At 61.6% G+C, this 25,925-nt stretch carries 24 protein-coding genes and 3 pseudogenes; 14 read left to right on the top strand and 13 right to left on the bottom strand.

Annotation, left to right across the window (positions count from 1 at the left end; translation table 11 throughout):
- Nucleotides 1-147 precede the first annotated feature (147 nt).
- The 4 genes from J2J99_RS27780 (at nt 148) to J2J99_RS27765 (ending at nt 1,709) form a co-directional block, all read left to right on the top strand.
- Nucleotides 148-789: a UdgX family uracil-DNA binding protein gene (locus J2J99_RS27780; protein ID WP_168296550.1), complete on the top strand. Its 642-nt coding sequence runs from the start codon at nt 148-150 to the stop codon at nt 787-789.
- Nucleotides 790-932: 143 nt separating this feature from the next.
- Nucleotides 933-1,208: a DUF2934 domain-containing protein gene (locus J2J99_RS27775; protein ID WP_168296549.1), complete on the top strand. Its 276-nt coding sequence runs from the start codon at nt 933-935 to the stop codon at nt 1,206-1,208.
- A 138-nt stretch (nt 1,209-1,346) separates the two neighbouring features.
- Nucleotides 1,347-1,526: a hypothetical protein gene (locus J2J99_RS27770; protein WP_168296548.1), complete on the top strand. Its 180-nt coding sequence runs from the start codon at nt 1,347-1,349 to the stop codon at nt 1,524-1,526.
- Between the two features lie 3 nt (nt 1,527-1,529).
- Nucleotides 1,530-1,709, top strand: a complete 180-nt coding sequence (locus J2J99_RS27765) for a hypothetical protein (protein ID WP_168296547.1) — start codon at nt 1,530-1,532, stop codon at nt 1,707-1,709.
- Nucleotides 1,710-1,797: 88 nt separating this feature from the next.
- On the opposite strand, the pseudogene J2J99_RS27760 reads toward J2J99_RS27765, so the two are convergent.
- A pseudogene (locus J2J99_RS27760) lies at nt 1,798-2,080 on the bottom strand (hypothetical protein); the annotation flags it as partial.
- A 145-nt stretch (nt 2,081-2,225) separates the two neighbouring features.
- Here J2J99_RS27760 and J2J99_RS27755 point away from each other — a divergent pair.
- The 3 genes from J2J99_RS27755 to J2J99_RS27745 all read left to right on the top strand — a co-directional run bounded on the left by J2J99_RS27755 (nt 2,226) and on the right by J2J99_RS27745 (nt 4,713).
- The gene (locus tag J2J99_RS27755; protein WP_168296546.1) at nt 2,226-2,540 is read left to right on the top strand and encodes a plasmid stabilization protein; all 315 of its coding nucleotides are present in this window, start codon (nt 2,226-2,228) and stop codon (nt 2,538-2,540) included.
- Nucleotides 2,541-3,091: 551 nt separating this feature from the next.
- Complete coding sequence (locus J2J99_RS27750; RefSeq protein WP_207600996.1) at nt 3,092-3,961, top strand: 3-deoxy-manno-octulosonate cytidylyltransferase; 870 nt, start codon at nt 3,092-3,094, stop codon at nt 3,959-3,961.
- Between the two features lie 62 nt (nt 3,962-4,023).
- Nucleotides 4,024-4,713 carry a glycosyltransferase gene (locus J2J99_RS27745; RefSeq protein WP_168296544.1) on the top strand — a complete coding sequence of 230 codons (690 nt, stop codon included), beginning with the start codon at nt 4,024-4,026 and terminating at the stop codon, nt 4,711-4,713.
- A gap of 113 nt (nt 4,714-4,826) precedes the next feature.
- Here J2J99_RS27745 and J2J99_RS27740 read toward each other — a convergent pair whose 3' ends face one another.
- The gene (locus J2J99_RS27740) at nt 4,827-5,561 is read right to left on the bottom strand and encodes a membrane-anchored protein (RefSeq protein ID WP_168296543.1); all 735 of its coding nucleotides are present in this window, start codon (nt 5,559-5,561) and stop codon (nt 4,827-4,829) included.
- Nucleotides 5,562-5,913: 352 nt separating this feature from the next.
- Here J2J99_RS27740 and J2J99_RS27735 point away from each other — a divergent pair, with 352 nt between their 5' ends.
- Complete coding sequence (locus J2J99_RS27735) at nt 5,914-6,639, top strand: glutathione S-transferase (RefSeq protein WP_168296542.1); 726 nt, start codon at nt 5,914-5,916, stop codon at nt 6,637-6,639.
- A gap of 9 nt (nt 6,640-6,648) precedes the next feature.
- On the opposite strand, the gene ligD is transcribed toward J2J99_RS27735, so the two are convergent.
- From ligD to J2J99_RS34230, 5 genes and pseudogenes are all read right to left on the bottom strand, one after another.
- Complete coding sequence (ligD, locus tag J2J99_RS27730) at nt 6,649-7,521, bottom strand: non-homologous end-joining DNA ligase (protein ID WP_168296541.1); 873 nt, start codon at nt 7,519-7,521, stop codon at nt 6,649-6,651.
- Nucleotides 7,518-8,525, bottom strand: a complete 1,008-nt coding sequence (locus J2J99_RS27725; protein WP_168296540.1) for a DNA topoisomerase IB — start codon at nt 8,523-8,525, stop codon at nt 7,518-7,520. The genes ligD and J2J99_RS27725 overlap by 4 nt, the downstream gene beginning before the upstream one ends.
- A gap of 15 nt (nt 8,526-8,540) precedes the next feature.
- Nucleotides 8,541-10,697: a glycogen debranching protein GlgX gene (glgX, locus tag J2J99_RS27720; protein WP_168296539.1), complete on the bottom strand. Its 2,157-nt coding sequence runs from the start codon at nt 10,695-10,697 to the stop codon at nt 8,541-8,543.
- Between the two features lie 99 nt (nt 10,698-10,796).
- Nucleotides 10,797-11,591: an SDR family NAD(P)-dependent oxidoreductase gene (locus tag J2J99_RS27715; protein WP_168296538.1), complete on the bottom strand. Its 795-nt coding sequence runs from the start codon at nt 11,589-11,591 to the stop codon at nt 10,797-10,799.
- 146 nt (nt 11,592-11,737) lie between these two features.
- Nucleotides 11,738-11,879: pseudogene (locus tag J2J99_RS34230) on the bottom strand (Na+/H+ antiporter NhaA); the annotation flags it as partial.
- 261 nt (nt 11,880-12,140) lie between these two features.
- On the opposite strand from J2J99_RS34230, the gene J2J99_RS27705 reads away from it, so the two are divergent.
- Nucleotides 12,141-13,043: a universal stress protein gene (locus tag J2J99_RS27705; protein ID WP_168296537.1), complete on the top strand. Its 903-nt coding sequence runs from the start codon at nt 12,141-12,143 to the stop codon at nt 13,041-13,043.
- 348 nt (nt 13,044-13,391) lie between these two features.
- On the opposite strand, the gene J2J99_RS27700 is transcribed toward J2J99_RS27705, so the two are convergent.
- Together J2J99_RS27700 and J2J99_RS27695 are read right to left on the bottom strand one after the other, a co-directional pair.
- Nucleotides 13,392-14,606 (bottom strand): MFS transporter, encoded by a 1,215-nt coding sequence (locus tag J2J99_RS27700; protein ID WP_168296536.1) that lies wholly within the window; start codon nt 14,604-14,606, stop codon nt 13,392-13,394.
- Nucleotides 14,607-14,732: 126 nt separating this feature from the next.
- Nucleotides 14,733-15,215 carry a GNAT family N-acetyltransferase gene (locus J2J99_RS27695; RefSeq protein ID WP_168296535.1) on the bottom strand — a complete coding sequence of 161 codons (483 nt, stop codon included), beginning with the start codon at nt 15,213-15,215 and terminating at the stop codon, nt 14,733-14,735.
- Between the two features lie 273 nt (nt 15,216-15,488).
- Between J2J99_RS27695 and J2J99_RS27690 the strand changes: the two genes are divergently transcribed.
- A complete protein-coding gene (locus J2J99_RS27690) occupies nt 15,489-16,427 on the top strand; it encodes a transglutaminase domain-containing protein (protein ID WP_168296534.1) in 939 nt (312 codons plus the stop codon).
- Nucleotides 16,428-16,460: 33 nt separating this feature from the next.
- Here the strand turns inward: J2J99_RS27690 and pcaF are convergent, their stop codons facing one another.
- From pcaF to J2J99_RS27675, 3 genes are read right to left on the bottom strand one after another with little or no spacing between them, the layout of a single operon-like run.
- Nucleotides 16,461-17,666 carry a 3-oxoadipyl-CoA thiolase gene (pcaF, locus tag J2J99_RS27685; protein WP_168296533.1) on the bottom strand — a complete coding sequence of 402 codons (1,206 nt, stop codon included), beginning with the start codon at nt 17,664-17,666 and terminating at the stop codon, nt 16,461-16,463.
- A 10-nt stretch (nt 17,667-17,676) separates the two neighbouring features.
- On the bottom strand, nt 17,677-18,366 hold the full coding sequence (locus tag J2J99_RS27680) for a CoA transferase subunit B (protein WP_168296532.1): 690 nt from the start codon (nt 18,364-18,366) through the stop codon (nt 17,677-17,679).
- On the bottom strand, nt 18,363-19,070 hold the full coding sequence (locus J2J99_RS27675; RefSeq protein ID WP_168296531.1) for a 3-oxoacid CoA-transferase subunit A: 708 nt from the start codon (nt 19,068-19,070) through the stop codon (nt 18,363-18,365). The genes J2J99_RS27680 and J2J99_RS27675 overlap by 4 nt, the downstream gene beginning before the upstream one ends.
- A 129-nt stretch (nt 19,071-19,199) precedes the next feature.
- Here J2J99_RS27675 and J2J99_RS27670 point away from each other — a divergent pair, with 129 nt between their 5' ends.
- A complete protein-coding gene (locus tag J2J99_RS27670; RefSeq protein ID WP_168296530.1) occupies nt 19,200-19,958 on the top strand; it encodes an IclR family transcriptional regulator domain-containing protein in 759 nt (252 codons plus the stop codon).
- Nucleotides 19,959-20,009: 51 nt separating this feature from the next.
- Here J2J99_RS27670 and J2J99_RS27665 read toward each other — a convergent pair.
- Nucleotides 20,010-21,554: pseudogene (locus J2J99_RS27665) on the bottom strand (acid phosphatase).
- Nucleotides 21,555-21,749: 195 nt separating this feature from the next.
- On the opposite strand from J2J99_RS27665, the gene J2J99_RS27660 reads away from it, so the two are divergent.
- The 3 genes from J2J99_RS27660 to arfA all read left to right on the top strand — a co-directional run bounded on the left by J2J99_RS27660 (nt 21,750) and on the right by arfA (nt 25,781).
- On the top strand, nt 21,750-23,033 hold the full coding sequence (locus tag J2J99_RS27660; RefSeq protein WP_168296529.1) for a cytochrome-c peroxidase: 1,284 nt from the start codon (nt 21,750-21,752) through the stop codon (nt 23,031-23,033).
- Nucleotides 23,034-23,138: 105 nt separating this feature from the next.
- Nucleotides 23,139-24,062 (top strand): ArsR/SmtB family transcription factor, encoded by a 924-nt coding sequence (locus J2J99_RS27655; RefSeq protein ID WP_168296528.1) that lies wholly within the window; start codon nt 23,139-23,141, stop codon nt 24,060-24,062.
- 210 nt (nt 24,063-24,272) lie between these two features.
- A complete protein-coding gene (gene arfA / locus J2J99_RS27650; RefSeq protein ID WP_168296527.1) occupies nt 24,273-25,781 on the top strand; it encodes an arabinosylfuranosidase ArfA in 1,509 nt (502 codons plus the stop codon).
- Nucleotides 25,782-25,925 lie beyond the last annotated feature (144 nt).

The raw sequence follows: 25,925 nt of genomic DNA, 5'->3' as shown, positions 1-25,925 counted from the left end.
GCCCGCCAATATAGCCGCGAAACGGCCGCGTTCAATTGCTCTCCCATGACGGGAATTTTTTCGCCGCAATCCGTCAGCCTCGCCGGATCGACCGGGGAACAATCCCGGTGGAGAGCGATTGATCCCGAAGAGATGAGGATCACGATCATGAACATCGCCGCAAACATCGGTCCCGCTTTGACCCTCGACGTCGCGGATGCCGAAAGCATTGCGGAACTCCGGCGTCATGCCGAAGGCTGCACCCGCTGTGATCTCTACAGAAACGCCACGCAGCTCGTCTTCGGCGAAGGCCCCGACAAGGCCGAGATCGCGCTTGTCGGCGAGCAGCCGGGCGACCGGGAAGATATCACCGGCAGGCCTTTCGTTGGTCCCGCCGGCCATCTCCTCGATCATTGTCTCGAAGAAGCCGGTCTCGACTGCCAGCGCTGCTATGTCACCAATGCCGTCAAGCACTTCAAGTTCACGCCGCGCGGCAAGCGGCGACTGCACGCAAAGCCGAATGCCGGCGAGATCCGGCGTTGCGCCTGGTGGCTCGGGGCGGAGCTCAACCTCTTGCAGCCGAAACTCGTCGTGGCGCTCGGCGCAACGGCGCTCTACGCGCTGCTCGGGCCGAAAGTGAAACTGACGCCGGAACGCGGCCATATCCTGCAGCCGACGAACCGTCCGCCCGTTCTGGTCACCATCCATCCTTCCTACCTGCTGCGCATCCGTGACGAGGCCGAGCAGCACCGGCAGCGCCGTCAGTTCGTGTCAGATCTGCACAAGGCGGCGGCATTTCAGCTGCGATGAAGGATGATTCTCAACCCTGATATGCTGCGACGCGAAATATTTAGGGTTGCGGCTCGATTTCGCTTGAAACAGCGGCCCTCCTCTGGAACCATCCCAGCAGTATCGCGTTCGAACGACGGCATTCATGTGACTGGAGATCAGCGATGGCAGAAACTCGGGAAGAGTGGATCAAAAAACGTGCATATGCCCTCTGGGAAGAAGAGGGTTATCCGACAGGGCGAGATTCCATCCACTGGGAACAGGCACGGCACGAGCGCGAAGCGCTTGAAGGTTCTGCTGCCGTGTCCAACGGCAAGGAAACCAGGCCCAAAGCCAAGCGCGCCGCAACGGCCACGAAGGGTGCTACAACTGGCGCCAAGACCAATGGCGTCGTCACGCCAGCGCCCAAGCGGAGTGCGAGCCGCAAGACGGCGTCGTGAACACTGGCATACCGAACACTTCAATCAAAGGGCGTCGTCGCGACGCCCTTCGGCCTTTCTTTGTCATATGCCTGAATTAGTTGTGTTTTATGAAGGTTCGGAGGTGGGCTATTTCACGCGGGGGCGAACAGAGGCCGGATGACGCTGCAAGCTTTGAGGCTTTCCAAAAAAGTTGATCCCTCGCCCGATCGCCGGGAACAAGACCAGACCGAGGCTGTTTATGGCGAAACCGGGGAATACGCCATGAACGACAACCTAACCGAGGCTCTCTCCCTTGCCCTTTTCGCGGGCGGCTGCGCCTTTACCGCGGTCGTGTGAGATATGGAGATGTCGCTCCTGCTCGTCGACGCGCTGCTCTATCTCGGTCTCGCCCTCGGATTGATCCTTGTCGTCGACAGGCTCGTCGGACTGGTTTTCCGCGACCCCCGCGCGTCGCCGCAACCGCCTTCCTTCGACATTGGTCGCGCCCTCGCAGCGTCGCAAAAATTATATCGAAAATAACGGCTCGAAGATGACTCGCATTGTCCGTGCAGAGGGTTGAACGCGCAGCGATTCATGATATTTCGAAAGCGCCCTTTCCCTACCCTTGCAAGCGGCCGCCACGATGGTTGGCACCATCGTGATGGTTGGCACCATCGTGATAAACGGGAATGCGCGCGCCGCGCCGGCTGGCCACCACCGCGTCACGGTTGAAACCCCTCTGCAGCAGCCAGTCGCGCGGCACCATCAGCCGGATATCGGCTTCATAGGAATGGCCCGTTCCCACGGTATAGGTGACCGGTGATACCTCCATTCACGTCGATCAGGCCGTTTCCATCCGCTTTGACGAGGTATTTTTCCGCGTTCTCGGCTCCTTGCAATACCAGGCTCATGCAGGCTTACTCTTCGAAAATCTGACAAAACCGGCTTTTGATCCGAAATCCGGGGCAATGACCTTCGAGGGAACTTTTGCGTTCCGCGCCGGTTGGATTCTCCTGCAAACGCATTGCATCCCTTTGCAAACAACAGGAGGCGAAGATGCCGCGAGGAGACAAATCCGACTATACCGACAAGCAGAAGCGCAAGGCCGAGCACATCGAGGAAAGCTACGAGGATCGCGGCGTTTCCGAGAAGGAGGCCGAACGGCGTGCCTGGGCGACGGTCAACAAGGAGAGCGGCGGCGGCAACAAATCAGGGTCTGGCCGCGGCAAGAAGGATACGCATGAATCCTCCAAGAAGGGCGGCCGGGCCGGCGGCGCTGCATCCGCGGCACGCTCGAAGGAGGAACGCTCGGCTTCGGCCAAGAAGGCGGCCGCCACGCGCAAGCGCCACGAACACCACAGTAACCACTAAGTCGATCTCAACGATCCCGAGGTAATTTGGCGATGACGTAACAGGCGGCAGCTCGCCGCCTTCCAGCGTCGCCAGAATTCTATCGAAAATGACGAAGAGGATGAATAGCGGGCGATCAACAATACCTCGATACATAATTTCCTTACTTTCCTGCCATCATCGGCCTTTCTTCGAGAAAAAACTAGCTTGGCCGACTGATTATTTGTCTGGTAAACTGCAATTGTGGCGTGTTCTTAAATCAAATAGGAATCAGGTCAGTAGTAGTTGCTTGCGCTTGCGGGAATGACGGCCGTGACAGTCTGCACCCATGTTCACATGCGGCTTATCTATGCTGCAGATGGCGCGAATCTGTGGTTCCGCCGGTTGACTTCACCTTTTCAGAAAAGGCCACAGGCCTTGTTGGCTTGTCGAGGTCGAAACCTTTGAGCGGCTGGACGGCGTGATGATCATGTCGAACACCGACATAGCCTTTGTGCAGACGTCCCGGTTCGCAATGCGAGGCTCCGGCCGCCGCCCCGGGCGCATCGTCCTTGGAAAGAGCATGTGAGCCGATGGCATCAATTCCGAGCGATATCAGGACTACGGCCGCCGAAGATGGCGGATTGAATCTGTTGGCACCGGAAGCGTGGAAGGCGCTGCTGTCGCGCTATTCCCATATCGTGCTTGTGGCGAATAGCGAAGCGGTCGATCTTGAGCGGCTGCGAAGCGAGTTGCCGGAGACGGCGCTCTATGTCTTCTTCAACAAGGTTTACAAGGTGCTCGACGAGCCCTTCGCCGGCCATGCGGTGCTGGTTGCCCGCAGCGGCGTGATGGGCGCCAATATCGTCCACCGGCGCGAGGTGGGCGATGTTCTGCGCTTCTTTGCCGGCGATGACTTCCTGGGTGTGATCAATATTCGCGTCTCCCCGGAGGAAAACTTCAGCGAGGAAAGCCGCTTCAAGGACGCCAAGGCCCGCCACCTCGACTTGACGCAAATGCTTGGCGATCTCTACCCGACGGGCAGGATCGCCACCAGCGGCTTTGCGATGGCGCTCTGGCTCGCCGATCTGAAGCTGCCGGGCAAGATCCTGCTTGCCGGCTTTTCGGCCAAGAGAAGCGAGAAGTGGAAGGTCTTCGACGTGCACGATTGGACGTTCGAACAGATCTTCCTGCGACTTTTTGCCAGAATGGGCTCGATCTCGATGATGGGCGGCGTCGATGCCAGCCCCTATTCGGCGCTGGCCAAAAGGTTTCCTGACGTCCCGCCGATCGAGATCGCGATGACGGCGGCCGAAGTCTTGTCCGAACGGCTCCACAATGCCAACGGCCAGATCGACAGGCTGATGTCGGTCACCAAATCCATTCGCGCCGTTGAAAACTTCTTCCGGCGCTTCAAGCCGAAAACCCGTAAAGAGCGCTTCCTCGAAAAGTCGAAGGGATGATTGTCGCAAGCCGCGGACAAAGAACGCTGCCTCTATTTTCAACTTAATAATCGGGATACGAGATGAAACTACCAAGCATCCGGATCTTTGTGGGATTCGACTCCAAGGAAGTTGTTGCTTATCACGTCCTAGTGCAGAGCATCATCGAGAAATCCTCGATGCCTGTCGAATTCACACCCATCGTGCTCTCAAATCTGGGTGGAATATTCACGCGCGAGCGCCATGCGCTGCAGTCGACTGAATTCTCCTTCTCGCGCTTCCTGACACCTTATCTCAGCGGTTATCAGGGCTGGAGCATCTTCATGGATTGCGACATGCTGATGCGGGCCGATATTGCAGAGGTTTGGGCCCTGCGCAACGATCGCTATGCCGTCATGTGCGTCAAGCATGACTACCGGCCGAAGATCGAGACGAAATTCCTCGGCCAGATCCAGACCAAGTACGAAAAGAAGAACTGGTCGAGCTTCGTCCTGTTCAACAACAGCAAGTGCCGGGCACTGACGCCCGACTACGTGAACACGGCGACCGGCCTGCAACTGCATCAGTTCAAGTGGCTAGAGAATGACGATCTAATCGGCGAATTACCGCTGACGTGGAACTATCTCGTCAACGAATACGACTACCGCGAAGACGCCAAAAACGTCCATTTCACCAACGGTGGACCGTATTTCGAGAAATATAGGAACGATGATTATGCCGAGGAGTGGTTCGCAGCTCGCGAACGCCTGCTCTTCGTACAGCAGGGCGCCTGAGCCCTCCTGGAGCGGTCGTCGCCACCACCCGCTGTCAAGACGACTCGGAGCGAGAAGCGCGCAAGCGTCTTATGAGGATGTCAGGCGATCGCAAGTCAAACCTATCCTTTGCTTCAACCATCCTGGCCATTGCCCTGCCAAAGCGGTAGGCCGACGTCCTCAGCCACTTGCGGATCGGCCGTGTAGATGGGGTAGCCGCGCCGGACAAGCCTAGCCAAGGTTTCGCTGTCCGTTCGGACATGCTTACGCTCCAGATTGGCGCTATTGTAGACATGCCCGATGGAATGCGGGTTTATTCCAGAGATTATAACGGCCTTCGACCCATTGTAGAGCGCAAAAAGGACTGCGACGATACCATTTGAACACTTGGTTTCGGCGTCGAGCTCCAGGTTCAGGTGCCCGCTGACCTTGTGCACTAGAGCGATCCTCTGATAGCGATCGATGATGTGGGCCTCGGTACAGCGATAGCCGAATGCTTCGAGACCTGCTTCCAAGCGTTCGCGGCCATGGCGCCAGGCCAGCACATAAAGGGAGCCGGTCCTCTTTCCGCCAAGAACGCGCCGCGTTTCCACTGCACTCTTATTGGTGCCTTCGATTTCGTTATAACCCATCAACGTGATGTCGGGCGCGGCGATGCCCCAGGACTGAAGCGCGAGTTGTGATGCGTTCACGGAAATGATGCGATATGTTGCGTCGAGACCTATCGGTTTGTGAGATGCCGGCGCCGACCCCAGCACCACGACCGGCCCAGCAAAAGGCGTAGGGCTCGTTGGCGGCGTGGGGTTCCGCAATAGATATTTGATCCGGCGGAAGATGTATTTTTTTGCGGCCGCGAATGTAGTCAGCATCGCCAATACCACTTTGAGAATTTGCGCGGGTGTAACACAACGCGTTCGAGGAACGCAAGGCGAACACCTGCGGGACTATCGGAAGACTGCGCCACCCTGCATGCTTTGCTCGAGAAGCCCTCATGGTAAACCGAGGAACCTTTGCGCTCCGCCCCAGTTGATTATTTTGCGAACCGGTACGGTGCCCGATTGATCAAGCATTCCGCCGAGAAGACAGGATCACTGCAATTCAAGCCATTTCGCGGCGCCACTTCAATGCTGCCTTTTTTACTTCAATCGCGCCGGCGAGCAGCTGAAAAAATGCGGCGCGTCACCCTTGGGCAAGGGCGCATTGCGGAAGGAGGAGTTGAGCGTGGCATATCAGCTTTATTATTGGGACGGCATTCAGGGACGTGGTGAATTCGTCCGGCTTGCGTTGGAAGAGGCTGGCGCCGACTACGTCGACATTGCCCGTGAACCCGGCCGCGGCACCGGCGCCATGTTCGACATCATCGAAAGCGAAAGCGAAGCGCATATCCCCTTCGCGCCACCCTTCCTGAAGGATGGCGATCTGATTATCCCGCATGTCGCCAACATCCTGTTTTATCTCGGCCCGAGGCTGGGACTTGCGCCCAGGGATGAAGGCCTTCGTCATGTCGCCAACGGCCTGCAACTGACCGTCACCGATCTCGTCGCCGAGGTGCACGACACGCATCACCCGATCGACATGGGACGATATTACGAAGAGCAGAAGCAGGAGGCGAAGGCCCGCTCGGCGGCCTTTATCGGCCAGCGCATTCCGAAGTACCTTGGCTATTTCGAGCGTGTGCTGCGGCAAAACCCCGATGGTTCCGGCCATATCGTCGGCGACGCGCTGACCTATGTCGACCTTTCGCTGTTCCAGGTGATCGAAGGCCTGACCTATGCCTTTCCGAAGGCCATGGCCAGACGCGAGGCCGATTACCCCGCCCTTCTGGCCCTGCATGCTGCGGTGGAAAAGCGGCCGAACATCGCCCGCTATCTCGCCTCCCCTCGCCGCCTCGCCTTCAACGAGGAGGGAATTTTCAGGCATTATCCCGAGCTCGACAGCACGGAATGAGTGCGCCATTCATGGGAGCGGCACGGCCGCATCGAAGAAATCGCCCCAGGGATCGCGCGGCCGGGTTTCCAGCCGCTGCGGCACATTGGCGAGGGTGAATGCGGCCGGACCGCCGAGCTCGTTCAGATCGGACCAGTCGAGCGGCATCGACACCGGGGCACCCGTCCGCGCCCGCGTCGAATAGGGTGCGACCGTCGTGCTGCCGCGGCCGTTGCGGAGATAATCGATATAAATATGCCCGCCGCGTTTTGCCTTCGTCGCCGTTGCCAGATATTTCTCCGGCGCGTCGGCCGACATGCTTTCGGCAAGCGAATGGGCGAAATCCTTGGCCTCGGCCCAGCCGGCCTTCGGCGCAAGCGGCGCCACCACATGCAGCCCCTTGCCGCCTGAGGTCTTGACGAAGGCTGCAAGGCGGCGGGCTTCCAGCCGCGCCTTGACCTCAAGCGCTGCCGCTATCACCGCGCTCCAGACGACATCCTCGCCGGGGTCGAGGTCCATGATGATCATATCGGGTGTTTCCCAATGGTCGGTCGTCGTGCCCCAGAGATGAATTTCAAGGGCCGCCGATTGCACCAGCGCAACAAGCCCGTCGAAATCGGAAATGCGCAGCAGTTTCTCGCTCTGCGCGTCCTGGGGGTCGGCGATCTCCTCGATGCGAGAATTCATGCCCTTCCAGCCATGTTTCTGGAAAAACCGCTGGTGGCTTTTTATCCCGTCCGGCAGGCGCAAAAGCGCCAGCGGCCGATCGACGAGATAGGGCGCCATGAAATGCCAGACGGCGGCGTAATAATCCGCCAGCGTCTGCTTGGTCACGCCCTCGTCCGGCCAGAAAAGCCGGTCGGGATGGGTCAGGGATACGTCCGATGCTGGCGGGGAGCTCATTCCTCGATCTCGCGTGTCAGGAAATCAAGTAGCCTGTTTTCTTCCGCCCGCAAGCCCCGCAGCGGCTCGTTGCCGCCTTCGATCAAAGCATGGTCATTGCCGGCGAGCCCGATGATCGCCGGATGGATGTAGCTCGAGCGTGAGATCGCCGGTGTGTTGTGCAGCGCCTCGGCCGCAGCCTCCGACATTTCCTTGACGGTCGGCCGGCCGCCGCCGGCGATCCGTTCGCGGGCGACACCGAAGGCCGCCAGCGATCCGGCCCAGGTGCGGAACGTCTTGGCGGAAATGGGAATGCCAGATATCTCCGCCAGGTAGGCGTTCAGCCGGCCGGAATCGACCGGTTTCAGCGCACCGCTTTCATCCTTCCAGACGAAGAGCTGGCGCCCGGGCAAGTCCGAAATCTCTTCCAGGATTTTCTGCAGCCTGGGATGCTTGAGACTGCGCTGGACGCGCTTGCCGCCCTTGGCGCGGAACTTCAGCTCGATCCGCCCGTCGACGATTTTCAGATGCCGCTTCAGCAGCGTCGTTGCGCCATAAGTGCCGTTCTCCCGGACATAGGCTTGATTGCCGACCCGCAGATGCGCCTCGTCGAGCAGCGTCGTCAGAGCCGCCAACACGCCGTTGACATCCTCGGCACCGGTGTCGAGATGGCGCAGCACGGTGCGGCGGATCTTCGGCAGTGCCTGACCGAATTCGATCAGCTGGTAGAACTTCCCGGCGCTGCGGAACGATTGCCAGTCCTTGTGATAGCGATATTGTTTGCGCCCGCGCGCATCGATGCCGGTCGCCTGCAGATGACCGTTCTCGTAGAGACATATCCAGACATTCTCATAGGCCGGCGGCAGACCGAGGGCGCCGATGCGCGCCCGCTGCAACTCATCGGAAAGCGTCGTGCCGTCAGGCATGACATAGCTGAAGCCCTTGCCTTTCCTTCGCCTGCGGATGCCCGGTTCGGAATCGCTGACATAGATGAGGCCAAGTTCGGTGATGACTTCGGCATTCATGCTGTTGACGACCTGCTATTTGCCACGGCGCCCGAACTGGAACCATCGGCGACGCTGGGCCTTGCTCGAGCCTTCGGGCGGCCGGGTCTGGCCTGTCGGCGCGAAGACGGCCAGGCTCTGGGTGTAGACCATGACGGGATTGTCCTGAACGTGCACGTCGAAGGCGCCGGTCTCCGCGCCGGTGTCGAGAACCCGGGACCACTCTTTCAGTCCGTTCACGACAGGCAGATGAACCTCGCAGTCACCGCCGGCATTGAAGACGAGGAAGAGGTCGTCCATCGTCTCGGTATCGGGGGCATGCGCGCTTTTCGAGAGATAGACGCCGAGCACTTGCAATCCATTGTCGTTCCAGGCGCCCTCATCCATGAAACTGCCGTCCGGCTTGTACCAGGCGATCTCGATGCGACCATCGTCGCTGGTCTCGCCGGTCAGGAACCGCTCCTGCCTGAGAACCGGATGAGCCTTACGGAAGGCAACGGCCTGCCGGCAGAAATCGAGGAAGGGATCGTCGAGCCCCTCCCACCCCGTCCAGCCGATCTCGTTGTCCTGGCAATAGGCATTGTTGTTGCCGCCCTGGCTGTTGCCGAGTTCGTCGCCAGCCAGGATCATCGGCACACCCTGGGATAGCATCAGCGTCGCCATCATGTTGCGCCGCCGCCGTGCGCGCGCCGCATTGATATCGGGATTATCTGTGGCGCCCTCGACGCCCATATTGTCGGAATGATTTTCCGAATGGCCGTCGCGGTTGTCCTCGCCATTCGCCTCGTTGTGCTTGCCGTCGAAAGAGACGGTGTCCATCAGGGTGAAGCCGTCATGGGCCGACAGCAGATTGATCGAGGAGGTCGCCCCCCGGTCCGAATGGTTGAATTGCAGCGCCGAGCCGGTGATGCGCGCCGCCAGCTCCGACACCATGCCGCCGTCGCCTTTCCAGAAACGGCGCACGTCGTCCCGGAACTTGTCGTTCCACTCGCGGAACGGGTGCGGGAACCCGCCGACCTGATATCCGCCTTCGCCAATATCCCAGGGTTCGGCAATCAGCTTGACGCCGGCCAGGATTGGATCCTGGCGGATCGCGCCGAAGAACAGCCCCTGACGGTCGAACTCCAGATCCTGCCGGCCGAGCGTGCTAGCGAGATCGAAGCGGAAACCGTCGATATGCATGACTCCCACCCAGTAGCGCAGGCTGTCGAGCACCATGCGCATCACCATGGGATGGGCAACGTTCAACGTATTGCCGGTGCCTGTGGTGTCGAATGTGTGGCGGGGATCGTCGGGGGAAAGGATGTAATAGCTTGCATTGTCGAGCCCGCGAAAGGACAGAGTCGGCCCCTTCTCGCTGCCTTCGGCAGTGTGGTTGTAGACCACATCCATGATGACCTCGATGCCGGCGGCATGAAACTTCTTCACCATGGTCTTGATCTCGGTGATCTTGTCGCCGGACATGTAGCGCGATTGCGGCGCAAAGAAGCCGAGGGTCTGGTAACCCCAGTAGTTGCTGAGGTTCTTTTCCAGCAGATAGCGATCGTCGAGGAAATACTGGATCGGCAGGAGTTCGATCGCCGAGATGCCGAGCTTGACCAGATGGTCGATGATCGGATCGCTGCACATGCCGAGAAAGGTGCCGCGCAGCCGGTCGGGCACTTTCGGATGCGTCATCGTCAGGCCGCGCACATGCGCCTCGTAGATGATGGTATCGGGCCAGGGCCGGCGGATTGCCTCTTCACCCGCCCAGTCGAAATCAGGATCCTGCACCACGCTCTTGACCATGAAGGGCGCACTGTCGCGCTCATCGTAGGACAGATCGTCCTCGCCGATCCGGTAGCCGAACAGCCCGTCGTGCCAGTCAAGGTCGCCCGTCACCTGCTTGGCATAGGGATCGAGCAGGAGCTTGTTCGGGTTGAAGCGATGGCCGGCCTGCGGATCATATGGGCCGTGGGCGCGATAGCCGTAGACCGTGCCGGGACCGACCCCGGCAATATAGCCCGACCAGATATCGCCCTCGCGTTTGGGCAGCGGCAGCCGCGCGATCTCTTCCTTTCCGTCGGGCGAGAAGAGGCAAAGTTCGATCTGTTCCGCATGGGCCGAGAAGATGGCGAAGTGGGTGCCTGAACCAATATATTCCGCCCCGAGCTCCGGTTTGAGGAAGTCGAGTTCCGAAAATGAAAAGCTCATGGTGCCCCGCTTGAAAATATGGTCAAGCAGGAAACGTGACGGTGGTTCGAAAGTTCCCTCGGGCGGGCGAAAGGACGAGATCGCCCCGGAGAGAATGGCTTATGGCATCAACTGACCGCCATTGACCTCGATAATCTGACCGGTGATGTAACCCGACAGCGTCGGCGAGGCGAGAAAGAGATAGGCGCCGACGCAATCCTCGGGGGTGCCGACGAAACCCATCGGGATCGACTTGCGCTGCAGCTCCATCTGCTCGTCGTTGGTATAACGCTCGTGAAAAGGTGTCGCGATGACGCCCGGCGCCACGGCGTTGACGCGAATCCTGTCGGCGACGAATTCCTTGGCATGGCCGCGCGTGATCGTCGAGACGAAGCCCTTGGAGGCCGCATAGAGGATCGCGCCACTGCCGCCGCCGTTGCGGGCGGCGATCGAGGTGGTGTTGATGATGAAGCCGCCCTGCTTCTTCAGCCAGGGATGGGCCGCACGCGTCGCCGCCAGCACCGAGCGGGCGTTGAGATCCATGACCGCGGCATAATGCGCGTCGGTATATTCCGATGTCGGCTTGCGCCCCAGCATACCGCCGGCATTGTTGATGAGCCCGTCGAGATGACCGAAGGTCTTCGCCGTCTCTTCGACCACACGCTCCGTCTCACCTTCCCGCGACACGTCGCCCTGGATCAGGTGCACGGTGCCGCCGGCCGCCCGGATCTCCTCGCCGAGCTTTTCCGCCGGCTCGCGGCTGGCATTGTAATGCACGCCGACCTTGGCGCCCTGCGCCGCAAAGGCGCGGGCGAGCGCGGCGCCGATGCCGGTCGAGGCGCCGGTGATCAGCACGGCCTTGCCGGCGAGGTCCGGCAGTTTGATCGATGCGAGCAATTGAGCAAGTTCTGTCATGGCTAAGACAGCCTCCGTAAAACCAAGGACATAGGTGATGAAACAGACAGGGGAAGTCTATCAGCCGAAATCCGAGAAGGGCAATGCACGAAAAGGCGAGAATTGCGTGGTGGGATTGCCGTCGAAAGCGGGAAAGCTTCATGCCGGAAGGCGACAAAGATCAAGGCAGGAGCCAGAATGCCGCCTGCGGCGGCCGCACTTGGCAGGACGCGCCTCCTCCACGTCGAGAACTGGCCGTCGGGCATCTCGCGCTTAATCTAGACCGACCAACTGGAAGAAGATCGCCAGATGCCTTAATGAGCGAGAAGGCACGGAGATCACTCGGCACATCGTCGGTTCAAGCTCATCGAGGCGGAGCCGCTGCGAACGAGCTTCGGCGAGGATCTCTACAGAGATATTTTCGCAACGTCAGCCGGAGGCGCCCGGCAATCGGCCGGCTGACATTGAACGATCCGGCGCCGCCGGCGGCGTTGCGAGCCATGCGACGCGCGAGTACAATGAAGTTCTGTGGACCAGGAGCGATGGAAGCATCGTGGAAGGAGGTCCGACATGAACAATCCGCTCTCGAATGGCAGTCCGCGGAAACCGCCGCCGCGACAGGCTGGCGTCATCTTCGCCGACCATGTGCATGAAGTCACCGTCCATGCCGATGTCCTCGCCTTGCTCCCTGACCCCGCAACTGTACGGTCTTGCCTCGAGATCGCCGAGGATGCCGCAGGTTCCGTCGATGGCACCATGGCTGCCGCCCATGTCGGTGCGGACCCCGAAAAGATGATCGCCGCGCCTGAGGAAATCGACCTGCAGATGCTGAGAGAGCATGATGAAGGCTCGCCGCGTGAGCGGCTGGAGCGAGTCACCCGCGCCTTCGAGGAGTGGAAGCAGGAAAGGCCCGGCCGAAACAGCCTGCTCCTGGACGACTGCCGCGGCGACCTCAATCGCTGCGTGACGACCGAATGCCATGAGACGGCGCTCGTCGTCGCCCCGTGCCATGGCAATTTGGATGCCCGCGACGCGTTTCACGACCTTCTGTTCAACGAACACAAGCTCGTCCTGGCGCCGCCTCGCGGTCCTTACGCGGGAGATCTGCTGGGCCATGTCGTGATCGGCTGGAAACCCCACGAGCATGCGCAGCGCGCCGTCGTCGCGTCGAGACGCTGGCTGGCGGCAGCCGATCGCGTCACCGTTCTCTGCGTCAACGACAAACCCGACGGACGTTATCAATTCACGGCGCGGGAACTGCTCACGCAGCTCGGGCTGGACGGCCACGTTATCGCGGTCAGCTCAGGTAGCCGGTCTGTGGGCGAAACGATCCTCGATTTCGCGACATCCGCGAAGGCTACCTGCCTGCTGATCGGCGCCTTCAAGCACGGGTATTTCCTGGAGCTGTTGCTCGGTCGCGTCACCCGCTATTTGCTGTCGCATAGCGCGCTTCCGATGATGATGAAGCATTAGCCGTTGACTGCACCTCACTTGACGACCAGGACATGGCAGGGCGCGACTTCAGCTGCAGTCCGATTGTGTTGCCCGCGACAGCGCCCATCATGATCTCGACCAGCGCGACGGACATGGCCACGCGGATCGAGATGATTGAGGCAAGCAGGGCCAGCCCAAGCCACATTGCGGAATTCACCAAACGTTTTCCATCGCACGTCTCCATCCGGCGTCGAGCCGGTACCGGTTGTGCGGCGGAGGGCTACGGAAAGCGGGCGGCGCGTTAGCCCCTCCCCTTGTGTGGAGGGGTTGGGTAGGGGTAAAGCGGCAGGAACGAATTTCGCTCATTTCTTCGTCCGAATAGGTCCATTACGGAGCCATGCCGAAAACCGGCTGCGGCTTCTGGCGAGCGAGAGGCGGGAAGGCGAGCGCGATTGCCGCCGCACCCAGCCCGACCATTGCGGAGCCGATGAACAGCCAGGAATAATTGGCGAAGGTGTCGAAGATCCAGCCGCCGATCAGGGGGCCGAAGGCCATGCCGAGGCTGGAGAGCATCGTCGCCGCGCCGAGCACGGTGCCGATGATGCGCTGGCCGAAATATTCCCGCGCTAGGACCGCATAGAGCGGCATCACGCCGCCATAGGCGCTGCCGAAGACGATGGCGAGCGCATAGAACTCCGTCAGCTCGCTGACCAGGAGATAGGTCGCGAGCGCCGCCGCCTGCACGAGGAGGCCGGCAACGAGGACCGGCTTCACGCCGAGCCTGTCGGCGAGGCTGCCATAGAGCAGCCGGCCGCCCAGCCCCGCCAGGCCTTCGACACTGTAGATGCTGACGGCCGCCATCGGGGCGATGCCGCAGATCGTCGCATAGTTCACCATGTGGAAAATCGGTCCGGAATGCGCCGCGCAGCAGGCAAAAAAGGTCAGGCCGAGCACGATGAACTGCGGCGACCGGAAGACTTTCGACAGCTGTGGCCGGGCGCCATCGACCGCAAAACCGGTATCGGTTTCGGCGGCAACAGAGGGCGGACGCCTGACCAGCAAGGCGGCCGGCAGCAGCAGCACCCATACGGCAACGCCGATGATCAGCATCGCCGGACGCCATTCATAGGCGGAAATGAGCCAGCGCGCGAAAGGCGAGATGGTCATCGGCGCCACGCCCATGCCGGCGGAGACGAGCGACACGGCAAGTCCGCGATTTTCGTCGAACCAGGCGGTCGTCGCCGCGATCATCGGCGCGAAAAAAGCGCTGGCGGCCAATCCGACGAGCATCCCGTAGGTCAGCTGGAACTGCGTGAGCGTCTCGGCGCGGCTGGCGAACACCACCGCCAGACCGAGCAGCACGGATCCGATCATCACCACGATCCGCGGACCAAAGCGGTCGCTGGCAGCACCCCAGAGGAAGCCGCCGATACCCATGACGATGAAGTTCAGCGTCATCGCGCTGGCGATCCCGACATGCGACCAGCCGGTCGCGCTGGCGATCGGTTCCTGAAAAATCGCCAGCGAGAACATCGCGCCGATTGCCACGCACGACATCAATGCGCCCACGGCGACAATGACCCAACGATAGGAAACACCCATGGCTTCAAACCTCCTTGCCGACGGAGTGATCGCGAAGCATGCGGCCGGCCGCATCTCGCCTACGATCAAAGACGTTCGAACCGCTGTGATTTCGACAGCGCCGTCACATCTTTTTTCCGTAAGGTGCTACAAGGTGCGAAACATCACCAGTGCGTCGACATAACCTTCGGCTGGATGGAGGAAGACGCCGGGAAGCCGGCCGACAATCTCGAAGCCGAGCGATTGCCAGAGCTCAGCGGCGCGGCGATTGCTGCTGACGACAAAATTGAACTGCATGGCCCGGAAGCCCCTGGCGCGGGCATGATCCAGCGAATGTTCGTGCATGCGGCGGGCGACGCCACGCCCGCTCGCGGCAGAATCGGTCATATAGCCGCAATTGCAGACATGGCGCCCGCCGCCCGCCTGATTGGCCTTGATATAATAGGTGCCGAGGATCACGCCATTCTCTTCGGCGACGAAGGTCTCGCGGTCCGTTCCCAGCCAGTAGGCAAGCGCATCGGTCTCGGAGAGATCGCGATCGAGCGCATAGGTCTCGCCGGCGCGGATCGTCGGACCGATGATCTGCCAAATGGCGGGCCGATCGTCGTTTTTGGCGGGTCGGATCAGCATGCCCGGTTTCTACAGAAGCAGGGCGCGGCGCGCAACCGACCAGGATATGGCTGCACATGGCGGAAGCCCTAGGCTTAACTGGCCTCAGACCTCTTCGAGTGGGCGAGCGCGATGCTATCCCCCGCCCGACGCAGATGAACCCCGCTGCCGGGATGCTGGCCCGACATGGACAGCGGACGAATCAGGCGCACAAAACTCCGCAATCAGGATCAAGTGCCGAAATAGACGCTATGGCAGAACAGGCGAACTGGCTTTCGACCACAGGAGTTTGTCATGAACGCCACAATCCTTTCCGCCCAATGCGAGCACGATGAGGGCGGCCAGCATCGCACGTTTCAATACTATACGAAGCATTCACCCTTCAGCGCGCCGGGCCGTCATTCCGCGCTCCTCGATATGCTGCCGTCCGATCCGTCGGGCGTCGCCCGCACCGTGCAGGCTTTGCTGATCTATGAACATGCCGCAGAAGCACTCTATGGTTACAAGATTCCCGAAGCACGCCGCGCCGAGAGCCATATCCGCCCTATCGAGGAGATGGTTGATGCGTTGCTGGCGCTTGACGATCGCCCGCTCTCCTGCGCCCGGGCGCCCGCGAAGCGCCTGGTCGGGATTTGTCGCCACTACATGTTACTGTCCATCGCAATCCTTCGCCACCACGGCGTTCCCGCTCGCGGCCGGGGAGGGTTCGGCGCCTACTTTAACCCTGGCAAATTCGAAGATCACTGGGTCTGCGAATACTGGAACACGAGTGATGGACGCTGGGCGCTGCTGGACAGCCAGCTCGACGAGGTTTTCATCCGCTACCTTGGAATTGGCTTCGACATTCAAGACGTCCCACGCAACCAGTTCTTGACCGCGTCCGACGCCTGGCGCACATGCCGCCGCGGAGAACTCAATCCGAACTTGTTCGGCATCGAGTTCGCGCAGCTTCGTGGTCTGTGGTTCATCGCCGGTAACCTGATCCGCGACCTCGCCACCCTCAACGGTCACGAAGTCCTCCCGTGGGACGTTTGGGGTGCACAACCCGCACCAAATTCAACGCTTTCAGACTCCGAACTGGATTTCTTTGACGAGATCGCCTTGCTTACGGCGGATCCGGACGCAGACTTCGACGCGTTGAGCCGGCGTTTCTCTGAGGATGACAAACTACGGCTCCCCCAAACCGTCTTTAACTCATTGCGACGGCGTCAGGAAAGCGTGTTCGGGGGCTGAGGCGCGACACCTTCATCTGGAGATGCGGCGCCCTCAAACCCTTTCGAGCGCGATCGCGATCCCCTGCCCGACGCCGATGCACATGGTCGACAGCGAAAATTTTCCGCCGGACTCTCGAAGCTCGAGCGCCGCCGTGCCGGTGATCCGGGCGCCGGACATGCCCAGGGGATGGCCGAGTGCGATCGCGCCGCCATTGCGGTTGACCCGCTGATCGTCGTCGGCAATGCCGAGCGCGCGCAACACCGCCAACCCCTGGCTGGCAAAGGCCTCGTTGAGTTCGATCACGTCGAACTGTTCCTGTTCCATGCCGAGCCTGGCCATCAGCTTGCGCGAGGCCGGGATCGGCCCGACGCCCATCACCCGTGGCGGAACGGCGGCAGATGCGCCGCCGAGGATGCGGGCGATCGGCGTCAGGCCGAATTTTCGCGCCGCCGCTTCGGAAGCGATGATCAATGCGGCAGCCCCGTCATTGACGCCGGAGGCATTGCCTGCCGTCACCGTGCCGCCCTCCTTCTTGAAAGGTGTGGCGAGTTTCGCCAGCGCCTCGATCGTCGTCGCGCGCGGATGCTCGTCCTTGTCGACGACGACGGGATCGCCCTTGCGCTGCGGAATGGTCACCGGGGTGATCTCCTTCGCCAGCCGTCCGTTCGCCTGCGCGGCCGCCGCCTTCGCCTGGCTGCGCACCGCAAAGGCGTCCTGGTCCTCACGGCTGACATGATAATCCTCGGCGACGTTCTCGCCGGTTTCCGGCATGGAATCGACGCCATATTGCTTCTTCATCACAGGATTGACGAAACGCCAGCCGATTGTCGTATCGTGAATCTCGGCCGCCCGCGAAAAGGCGGTCTCGGCCTTCGGCATGACGAAGGGCGCGCGCGACATGCTTTCGACGCCGCCCGCGATCATCAGCTCGGCCTCGCCGGCGCGGATGGCGCGTGCGGCAGTGATCACCGCATCCATGCCGGAGCCGCAGAGCCGATTGATCGTCGTGCCGGGGACGGCGATCGGCAGGCCGGCCAAGAGCGCCGACATGCGCGCCACATTGCGGTTGTCTTCGCCCGCCTGATTGGCGCAGCCGAAAATCACGTCGTCGACGGCTTCCCAGTCGACGGCGCCGTTGCGCCCCATCAGCGCCTTCAGCGGGACGGCGCCGAGATCATCGGCGCGCACCTGGGAAAGCGCGCCGGCAAAACGGCCGATCGGCGTCCTGATATAATCGCAGATAAAGGCTTCGGTCATGGCTTTCCCTTTAGAGCTTCGGAACGATGAGGTCGGCAACCGGCCCCTCGACATGCAGCCGCGCGCCGGTCATGGCCTGCAATTCCTCCTCGGACATCGCAGCCAGCTTCTCGCGCAGGACGAAACGGCCGTTGACGATGTCGATGACGGCGTGGCTCGTGTAGACGCGAGTGATGCAGGCCACACCCGTCAGCGGGAAGCTGCACTTTTCCACCAGCTTCGGCTCGCCGGTCTTGGTGACGTGCTCGGTGATGACGCAGACCTGCTTGGCGCCGTGCACGAGATCCATGGCGCCGCCGACCGCGGGCACGCCCTTGGTGCCCACCCGCCAGTTGGCGAGGTCGCCGTTCTCGGCGACCTGATAGGCGCCGAGGATGGCGACGTCGAGATGGCCGCCACGCACCATGGCGAAGCTGTCTGCGTGATGGAAGAAGGCCGCGCCCGGCTTCAGCGTCACCGCCTTCTTGCCGGCGTTGATCAGATCCCAGTCCTCCTCGCCCTCGGCCGGCGGCTCGCCGAAATTCAGGATGCCGTTTTCGGTATGAAAGATCGCCTGGCGGCCGGGCGGCTGATAGCGCGCGACCATTTCGGGAAAGCCGATGCCGAGATTGACATAGGCGCCGTCGGCGATGTCCTGGGCAGCGCGCCAGGCGATCTGCGCATTGGAGAGCTTGATGTCATCGCGAGTGTTGATGGTCATGCGTAGGCCACTCCGGCTCGGATGAGCTCTTCTTCCTGCTGGGGATCGGGGACGGCGACGACACGGTCGACGAAGATGCCGGGCGTCACCACATGCTCGGGATCGATGCCGCCGGCCGGCACAATCGAAGAGACCTGGGCAATGGTCCTGGCCGCCGCCATGCACATCAGCGGATTAAAATTGCGGCCGGCCTTGTTGTAGGTGAGGTTGCCCTGGATATCGCCAACGGCGGCCTTGACGATCGCGAAATCGGCCTTCAGCCAGCGCTCCTGCACGTAACGGCGGCCGTCGAACTCGGCGATGACCTTGCCCTCGGCCAGTTCGGTGCCGTAGCCGGTCGGGGTGTAGAAGGCCGGAATGCCGGCGCCGCCGGCGCGGATGCGCTCGGCGAGCGTGCCCTGCGGCACCAGCTCGAGCTCGATTTCGCCGGCCAGGTATTTGTCGGTGAAAGCGCGCGGATCGGAGGAGCGCGGGAACGAGCAGATCATTTTCCGGACCAGGCCGGCATCGATCATCGCGGCGATGCCGATGCGGCCGTTGCCGGCATTGTTGTTGACGACGGTCAGGTCCTTGGGGCCCTTGTCGATCAAAGCGTGGATCAATTCGATCGGCGCGCCCGAACCGCCGAAACCGCCGATCATGACGGTCGCGCCGTCACCGATCTCGGAGACGGCCTCGGCCGTGCTCCCGACTGTCTTGTCCATGTGGGCTCTCCTCGCTCGTTCTAGGGTCAGGGATAAAACGCGGTTGCCGCCGCGGCAAGATATTTTGTGCGTTATTTGACATTTGTTCGTATATCGCACAGACTGATGCGTCTGATGGGGACTTGAATCATGCGAGAAACGGATTTTGTCAGCGGCTTTGCCCGCGGCCTGAAGGTCATCGAGTCCTTCGGAGAGACGCGGCAGCGGCTTTCCATCGCCGAGGCCGCGAAGCTGACGGAGCTCGATCGCGCCACGGTGCGCCGTTCGCTGCTGACGCTCGCCGAACTCGGATATGCTGATTATGACGGCAAGTTCTTCACATTGACGCCGAAGATCCTGCGCCTCGGCCATGCCTATCTCTCAGCGACGCCACTGCCGGCGCTGTTGCAGCCGCATCTCGATCATCTCTCGGAACGCGCCGGCCAGAGCGCCTCGGCCTCGGTGCTCGACGGCACCGAAATCGTCTATATCGCCCGCGCCTCGCAGCGCCGGGTGATGTCGATCAATCTCACACCGGGCAGCCGCCTGCCGGCCTATTGCGCCTCGATGGGCCGGGTGCTGCTCGCCGCCCTTCCCGAAAGCGAGGCCTGCGCCGTGCTTGCCCGCAGCGAATTGAAGCGGAACACCGCCAATACCAAGACCGACCCCGAGGAACTCATCGCCGAATTCCGCCGTGTCCGCGCCGAGGGGTATGCCATCATCGATCAGGAGCTGGAAATCGGCCTCTGCTCGATCGCCGTGCCTGTTGAAAACGATCGCGGCGAAACCGTCGCGGCGATCAACATCGGCGCGCCGGCCGCCCTCGTTCCGGCTGCCGACATGAAGGAGCGCTATCTCAAGCTGCTGCAGGAGACGCAGGTCGCATTGCGGCCGCTCCTGCGTCGGTGACGGCAAGTCTTTAGGCGGAGGCCCGGTTCGTGCCGGAGCCGCTCGCAGCCGTCAATGCGTCAGATCGAGCGCGGCGGTGAGGTCGCCCATCGCAGGATGGCCATTGTCGGTCAGCGCCTTGTCGCGGGCGACGAGACCCGGCAGCACCGGGAGATCGTAGCGCTGGGTGATCAGCCGGAGGATCGAGGTCGTGTCGTACTGAGTATGATCGACCGTGCCGCCCTTGGCGAAGGGCGAGATGATGAAGGCCGGAATGCGGTTGCCCGGACCCCAGCGGTCGGCCTTCGGCGGCGCGACATGATCCCAGAAGCCGCCATTCTCGTCATAGGTGACGATGACGAGCATATGGCCCCATTGCGGGCTCTTCTCGAGATGCGAGACGATATCGGCAAGATGCTGGTCGCCGCTCGAAACATCGGCATAACCGCCATGTTCGTTGAGATTGCCCTGCGGCTTGTAGAAAGAAACGGCCGGCAGCTTGCCCGCGTCGATATCCTTCAGGAAGGCTTCGCCGGCAAGGCCGCCGTCCTTCAGATGTTCGGCGCGCGCCGGCGTGCCGGGCGCGAAATTGGCGAAATAGTTGAAGGGCTGATGGTGGAACTGGAAGTTCGGCACCGGTGTGGTGTTCTTGCCGTCCAGCGCCGCCTGCCAGGCGCCGCTATACCAGGCCCAGCTGACGCCTTTCAGCGACAGCAGATCGCCGATGGTGATCGCATGCTGCGGCGGCAGCGTCGTCGCGGCCGCCGGATCGGCCAAGGCCGGATCGCCGTCCTTGGCCGGCGGATTGGCGCTCGGCTGATAGGGCGGCTGCATGGTGTTGACGGCGTAGAAGTCGGGCGTCAGGTTGCCGTCGGAGACGAATTTCGGAGCGCCGTCCAGCGCCGACTTCGGGGCGTTGTCGGCCACTACAAGCGAGGTGCCGCCTGGATCGACCTTGGCAATGGTCGGCTTGGCCGGGCTCTTGTCGGCGTCGGGGTAATAGGGCGCGCAGGCGCAGACCAGCGCGAAGTGGTTGAGGAACGAACCGCCGAAGGCGCCCTGGAAGAAATTGTCGGCGAGGACGTATTTCTTGGCGACCTGCCACATCGGCAGGATCGAGCCGTCATAATGGCCCATGACGAGGCCGCCGGAATCGGCCCAGGCGACGAACTTGTCGTTCTTTCCGCCATCGATCTGCATCTGCTCCTGGTAGAAGCGATGCCACAGGTCGCGGGTGATCACCGAAGGCGCCTGCGCGAAGCCCTTGGGATCGTCGATCGCGAAGCTGGCATTGGCAAGATGAGCCGACTGCGCCTCGGTGATGGCAGGCGTTACGCCCTTGGCAGTCAGGCCGCCCCAGGCCGGCGGCAGTTCGGGGAGCGGCTGGCCATTGCGGTCGAGCTGCCGCGCCTGCTCGGCGCTGACATTGGCAAGGCCGTCGGCACCGGGAAAGCTGCCATAGAGATTATCGAAGCTGCGGTTTTCGGCTTAGATGACGACGATATTGTCGATCTTGTCGTAACCGGCAGGCGCCGCCTGGGCTGATGCCGCCATGGCGAGCGGCACGATCGCCGGTCCGGCGAGACAGATCGAGTTGAGGAGCTTCAGTCTTTTCACGGGCGTGACCTCATGGCTAGGGGCGTTGGCTAGAGGGAGCGGGAGACCTCTCGGGACGCATCGACGCTAGTCCCGCCGTCTATCAACTTTGTGACGCCGGGCTTGCCGCCATGTCGCAGCAGACTCCGTCATCAATTTGTTGCAGCGAGGTTCGATCATGGTGGCAACCAGTGCTAAACTATTGGAATCCCTATCATGACGACAAAGACGTTCAGGCTCCTGCGCCCCCGTCTGGCGATCGGCATCGGTGCGGCGGCGCTTTGTCTGGCCATTCTGCCGCTGCGGCAAAGCAGCGCGGCAGCCGGTGTGCATCCCGGCCCGATGTCGCGCGCCGAAGCCTTTGCCCGGGCCGAAACGCTGGCCGCGCTCGGCCGCAAGATATTCTTCGACCCGTCGCTGTCGGCCTCGGGGCTGCAGGCCTGCGCCTCCTGCCACGACCCGGCGCATGCCTTCGGCTCGGCATCGGCCATGCCGGTCGAGATGGGCGGCGACCAGATGGATCGGCCGGGCCTGCGCGCCGTGCCGACGCTGCGTTATCTGCAGGCGGTGCCGTCCTTCAGCGAGCATTTTTACGATTCCGAGGACGAGGGCGACGAAAGCGTCGACAATGGCCCGACCGGCGGGTTGACCTGGGACGGCCGGGTCGATCACGGCGCCGACCAGGCGAAGATCCCGCTGCTCTCCCCCTTCGAGATGGGCAACAAGGACGCCGCCGAGGTCGCGGCCAAGCTGCGCAGGGCGCCCTACGCCGGCGACATCAAGACGGCCTTCGGCGAGACGGTGTTCGACAACCCGGAAGATTCATTCGACGCCGCCGTCGAGTCGCTCGCCACCTTCGAGCAAAGCGGCCCGGACTTCTATCCCTATTCCAGCCGCTACGACGCCTTCCTTGCCGGCAAGGCGACGCTGAGTGCGCAGGAATTGCGCGGACGCCAGCTGTTCGAGGATCCCGCAAAGGGCAACTGTTCGAGCTGCCATCTCAGCGAACCCGCCAATGACGGCGAGCCGCCGCAGTTTTCCGATTTCGGCTTCCTCGGCCTTGCCGCGCCCCGCAACATGGCAATCCCGGCCAACGCTGATTCCAGCTATCACGATCTCGGCCTCTGCGGCCCTCAGCGTACAGATTTTGCCGGACACAGCGAATATTGCGGCCTCTTCCGCACGCCGACCCTGCGCAATGTCGTGCTGAAGAAGAGCTTCTTCCACAACGGTTATTTCCACTCACTGCGCGACGTCGTCTCTTTCTATGCAACCCGCTACAGCGATCCCGGCCGCTGGTACCCCAAAAATCCCGACGGCACGATCCGCAAGTATGACGACCTGCCGCAGGCTTATTGGGCCAACCTCAACCAGGACCCGCCCTTCGGCAGGAAGCCGGGCGACTCGCCTGTCCTGACCGATCCGGAGATCGACGATATCGTCGCCTTCCTGGGGACGCTGACGGATGCGGATCTGCTGCCGGAGGCGGACTTGCACTAAGGAGATGGGCAAATTTCAAAAGAAATGCCAACCCCGCCGCCTGCGATGGCTTGATGCATCATAATTTCCGATATACATCATTACTTCGGAAACTCTGGGGAAGTGATGGAACGTTCGTTTTTAACGATTGCCGCCGGCGAGAATAGCGAGGCCATTCGGGCGCTTTCGGCGCCGGCGCGCATCGAGATGTTGAAGCTGCTGTGCGCCAAGGGGCCGCTCAACATCAACGATATCGCCCAGGCGCTTTCTCTTCCCCAGTCGACCGTCGCGACCGGTATCCAGATCCTGGAAGATGCGGGGCTGGTGGATTCCAGGCTGGCCAAGGCGCGCAAGGGCAACCAGAAGATCTGCTCGGCCGTCTACAGCGAAATCCTGATCAGCTTCGAGGAAAGCGCGGCGCAAAGGGCCAACAACATCATCGAGGTCGAGATGCCGGTCGGGCTCTATACGAGCTGCGATGTGCACGCGCCCTGTGGCCTGTGCTCGACCGAAAGCGTCATCGGGCCGCTCGATGTGCCGGACTATTTCCTCGATCCGCAACGCATGCAGGCCGGGCTCGTATGGTTCGGCCGCGGTTATGTCGAATATAAATTTCCCAACAATGCCAAGGTGTTGAACAAGGACATCCGGGCGATCGAATTTTCGCTGGAGCTGTCGTCCGAAGTGCCCGGCACCAATCCGGACTGGCCGTCCGACATCACGCTCTGGGTCAACGGCATGGCGATCGGCACCTGGACGTCGCCGGGCGACTACGGCGACAAGCGCGGCGCCTTCACACCGGCCTGGTGGAAGCTCGAGGGCTCGCAATACGGGACGATGAAGACCTGGCGGATCTCGACGCGCGGCACCTTCATCGACGGTATCGCCGCATCGAATGTCACGCTCAGCGATCTGGCGCTTGGCCAGCATTCCTCCATCCGGCTGCGCGTCGGCATCGCCGAGAATGCCGGCCATACCGGCGGGGTGAATATCTTCGGCCGCGGCTTCGGGAATCACGGCCGGGACATCATCATGCGGCTGCATGTCTGATTTATAATATCGCATATCCTGATTTGAAAACTGCATTTATTTCGAGTTTCAGCAGCTGCTAAATTGAACCATATGATTGTAATATATGCATTTTATCGCCGTACTCCATTAGTATGACTAAACCCGCCTTTTTGTTGACATTACGACATTCCTGATATCAAGTTAGATGCACGAAAACAAAAATCCTGATACATAAACGGGGAGGATCCGTTGAAGACGAATGTCGTTGCCCACCGCGATTTTCGCATCGCGACTATTGACGCCAGGCTCTACAGCTCGTTTCTCGAGCATCTCGGCAGAGCGATCTACGGCGGCATCTACGAGCCCGGACATCCCACCGCCGATGAAGACGGCTTCCGCCGCGACGTACTCGATCTGGTGCGTGAGCTCGATACGCCCTACTGCCGTTATCCCGGCGGCAATTTCGTCTCGGCCTATAATTGGGAAGACGGCGTCGGCCCGCGCTCGGAGCGCCCGGTTCGCCTCGACCTTGCTTGGCGCACCCGCGAAGGCAACCAGATCGGCGTCAACGAATTCGTCGACTGGTGCAAGAAGGCCAATACCAAGCCGATGCTTGCCGTCAACCTCGGCTCGCGCGGCCTCGACGCCGCCCGCAACTTCCTCGAATATTGCAATCATCCCGGCGGCACCTATTGGTCGGATCTGCGCCGCAAGCACGGCTGGTCCAATCCGCACGACGTCAAATTGTGGTGCCTCGGCAACGAGATGGACGGGCCCTGGCAGGTCGGTCACAAATCGGCCTATGAATATGGCCGGCTGGCGGACGAGACGGCGAAAGCCATGCGCGGCTTCGACAAGTCGCTCGAGCTCGTCGTGTGCGGCTCGTCGAATTCCGACATGAAGACCTATCCGCAGTGGGAGGCCGAGGTTCTCGACCAGTGCTATGACAGCGCCGACTACATCTCGCTGCATATGTATTTCGCCAATCGCGAGAAGAACACGCTGAACTATCTCGCCCGGGCGACCAAGCTCGACCGCTACATCACCACGATCGGCGGCGTGATCGATTACATCAAGGCGAAGAAGCGCTCGAAGAAGACGATCGGCATCTCCTTCGACGAATGGAACGTCTGGTATCATTCCAACCAGCAGGACAAGGAGATCCTGGCGCGCGACGAGTGGCCGGATGCGCCGCATCTGCTCGAGGACATCTATAATTTCGAGGACGTGCTGCAGGTCGGCGGCATCCTCAACACCTTCATCCGCCGCTCCGACCGGGTGCGCATCGCCTGCATCGCCCAGCTCGTCAACGTCATCGCGCCGATCATGACCGAGGACGGTGGTGCGGCCTGGCGCCAGACGATCTATTATCCCTTCTATTACGCCTCGCGATATGGCCGCGGATCGGCGCTGCAACTCGTCGTCGACGGCCCGACCTATGACAGCGACGAAGAGAACGAGGTTCCCTATCTCGATGTCTCGGCGGTGCATTCCGAGGATGGCCGGTCGCTGACCTTCTTTGCCGTCAACCGCCATCCGGACAAGGCGCTCGATCTCGACGTGCGGCTCGAAGGTTTCGGCGGCGCCCGGCTGATCGAGCAGGTGGAGATGACCCATGGCGATCTCGAAGCCGTCAACACGGCGCGGCGGCCGGAGACGGTCGTGCCCACGCAGGTCGAGAGCGCCAAGATCGAGGACGGACGGGTGCGGGCGGCGCTGAAGCCGCTGTCCTATAACGTCATCCGGCTGTCGGTGTGACAGCCGCCGCCGGGTTAAGCCCCGGCTGAGAAATCGGCCCCCTGCGAGGAGGCAGGCGGCCGGAGGATGGTTCGCCGAAGACTAGGGCTCGCAAGTCCTGCTTCTGCGAACCGAAACCGCGACATGCCCATGCGTGCCTTGGGG

Source organism: Rhizobium binae, assembly GCF_017357225.1.
Classification (GTDB): domain Bacteria; phylum Pseudomonadota; class Alphaproteobacteria; order Rhizobiales; family Rhizobiaceae; genus Rhizobium; species Rhizobium binae.
This window is presented reverse-complemented; position numbering and strand designations above follow the sequence as displayed.

What these genes read in the sequence shown, in the direction of transcription:
- J2J99_RS27675 (WP_168296531.1), bottom strand. Translation starts at nt 19,070, where the DNA reads ATGGACAAGACAGTCGGGAGCACGGCCGAGGCCGTCTCCGAGATCGGT.
- J2J99_RS27750 (WP_207600996.1), top strand. Translation starts at nt 3,092, where the DNA reads ATGGCATCAATTCCGAGCGATATCAGGACTACGGCCGCCGAAGATGGC.
- J2J99_RS27705 (WP_168296537.1), top strand. Translation starts at nt 12,141, where the DNA reads ATGAACAATCCGCTCTCGAATGGCAGTCCGCGGAAACCGCCGCCGCGA.
- J2J99_RS27700 (WP_168296536.1), bottom strand. Translation starts at nt 14,606, where the DNA reads ATGGGTGTTTCCTATCGTTGGGTCATTGTCGCCGTGGGCGCATTGATG.
- J2J99_RS27655 (WP_168296528.1), top strand. Translation starts at nt 23,139, where the DNA reads ATGGAACGTTCGTTTTTAACGATTGCCGCCGGCGAGAATAGCGAGGCC.
- pcaF (WP_168296533.1), bottom strand. Translation starts at nt 17,666, where the DNA reads ATGACCGAAGCCTTTATCTGCGATTATATCAGGACGCCGATCGGCCGT.
- J2J99_RS27690 (WP_168296534.1), top strand. Translation starts at nt 15,489, where the DNA reads ATGAACGCCACAATCCTTTCCGCCCAATGCGAGCACGATGAGGGCGGC.
- J2J99_RS27755 (WP_168296546.1), top strand. Translation starts at nt 2,226, where the DNA reads ATGCCGCGAGGAGACAAATCCGACTATACCGACAAGCAGAAGCGCAAG.
- J2J99_RS27715 (WP_168296538.1), bottom strand. Translation starts at nt 11,591, where the DNA reads ATGACAGAACTTGCTCAATTGCTCGCATCGATCAAACTGCCGGACCTC.
- J2J99_RS27765 (WP_168296547.1), top strand. Translation starts at nt 1,530, where the DNA reads ATGGAGATGTCGCTCCTGCTCGTCGACGCGCTGCTCTATCTCGGTCTC.
- J2J99_RS27780 (WP_168296550.1), top strand. Translation starts at nt 148, where the DNA reads ATGAACATCGCCGCAAACATCGGTCCCGCTTTGACCCTCGACGTCGCG.
- J2J99_RS27695 (WP_168296535.1), bottom strand. Translation starts at nt 15,215, where the DNA reads ATGCTGATCCGACCCGCCAAAAACGACGATCGGCCCGCCATTTGGCAG.
- J2J99_RS27670 (WP_168296530.1), top strand. Translation starts at nt 19,200, where the DNA reads ATGCGAGAAACGGATTTTGTCAGCGGCTTTGCCCGCGGCCTGAAGGTC.
- J2J99_RS27770 (WP_168296548.1), top strand. Translation starts at nt 1,347, where the DNA reads ATGACGCTGCAAGCTTTGAGGCTTTCCAAAAAAGTTGATCCCTCGCCC.
- J2J99_RS27745 (WP_168296544.1), top strand. Translation starts at nt 4,024, where the DNA reads ATGAAACTACCAAGCATCCGGATCTTTGTGGGATTCGACTCCAAGGAA.
- J2J99_RS27660 (WP_168296529.1), top strand. Translation starts at nt 21,750, where the DNA reads ATGACGACAAAGACGTTCAGGCTCCTGCGCCCCCGTCTGGCGATCGGC.
- ligD (WP_168296541.1), bottom strand. Translation starts at nt 7,521, where the DNA reads ATGAGCTCCCCGCCAGCATCGGACGTATCCCTGACCCATCCCGACCGG.
- J2J99_RS27680 (WP_168296532.1), bottom strand. Translation starts at nt 18,366, where the DNA reads ATGACCATCAACACTCGCGATGACATCAAGCTCTCCAATGCGCAGATC.
- J2J99_RS27775 (WP_168296549.1), top strand. Translation starts at nt 933, where the DNA reads ATGGCAGAAACTCGGGAAGAGTGGATCAAAAAACGTGCATATGCCCTC.
- J2J99_RS27740 (WP_168296543.1), bottom strand. Translation starts at nt 5,561, where the DNA reads ATGCTGACTACATTCGCGGCCGCAAAAAAATACATCTTCCGCCGGATC.
- J2J99_RS27725 (WP_168296540.1), bottom strand. Translation starts at nt 8,525, where the DNA reads ATGAATGCCGAAGTCATCACCGAACTTGGCCTCATCTATGTCAGCGAT.
- glgX (WP_168296539.1), bottom strand. Translation starts at nt 10,697, where the DNA reads ATGAGCTTTTCATTTTCGGAACTCGACTTCCTCAAACCGGAGCTCGGG.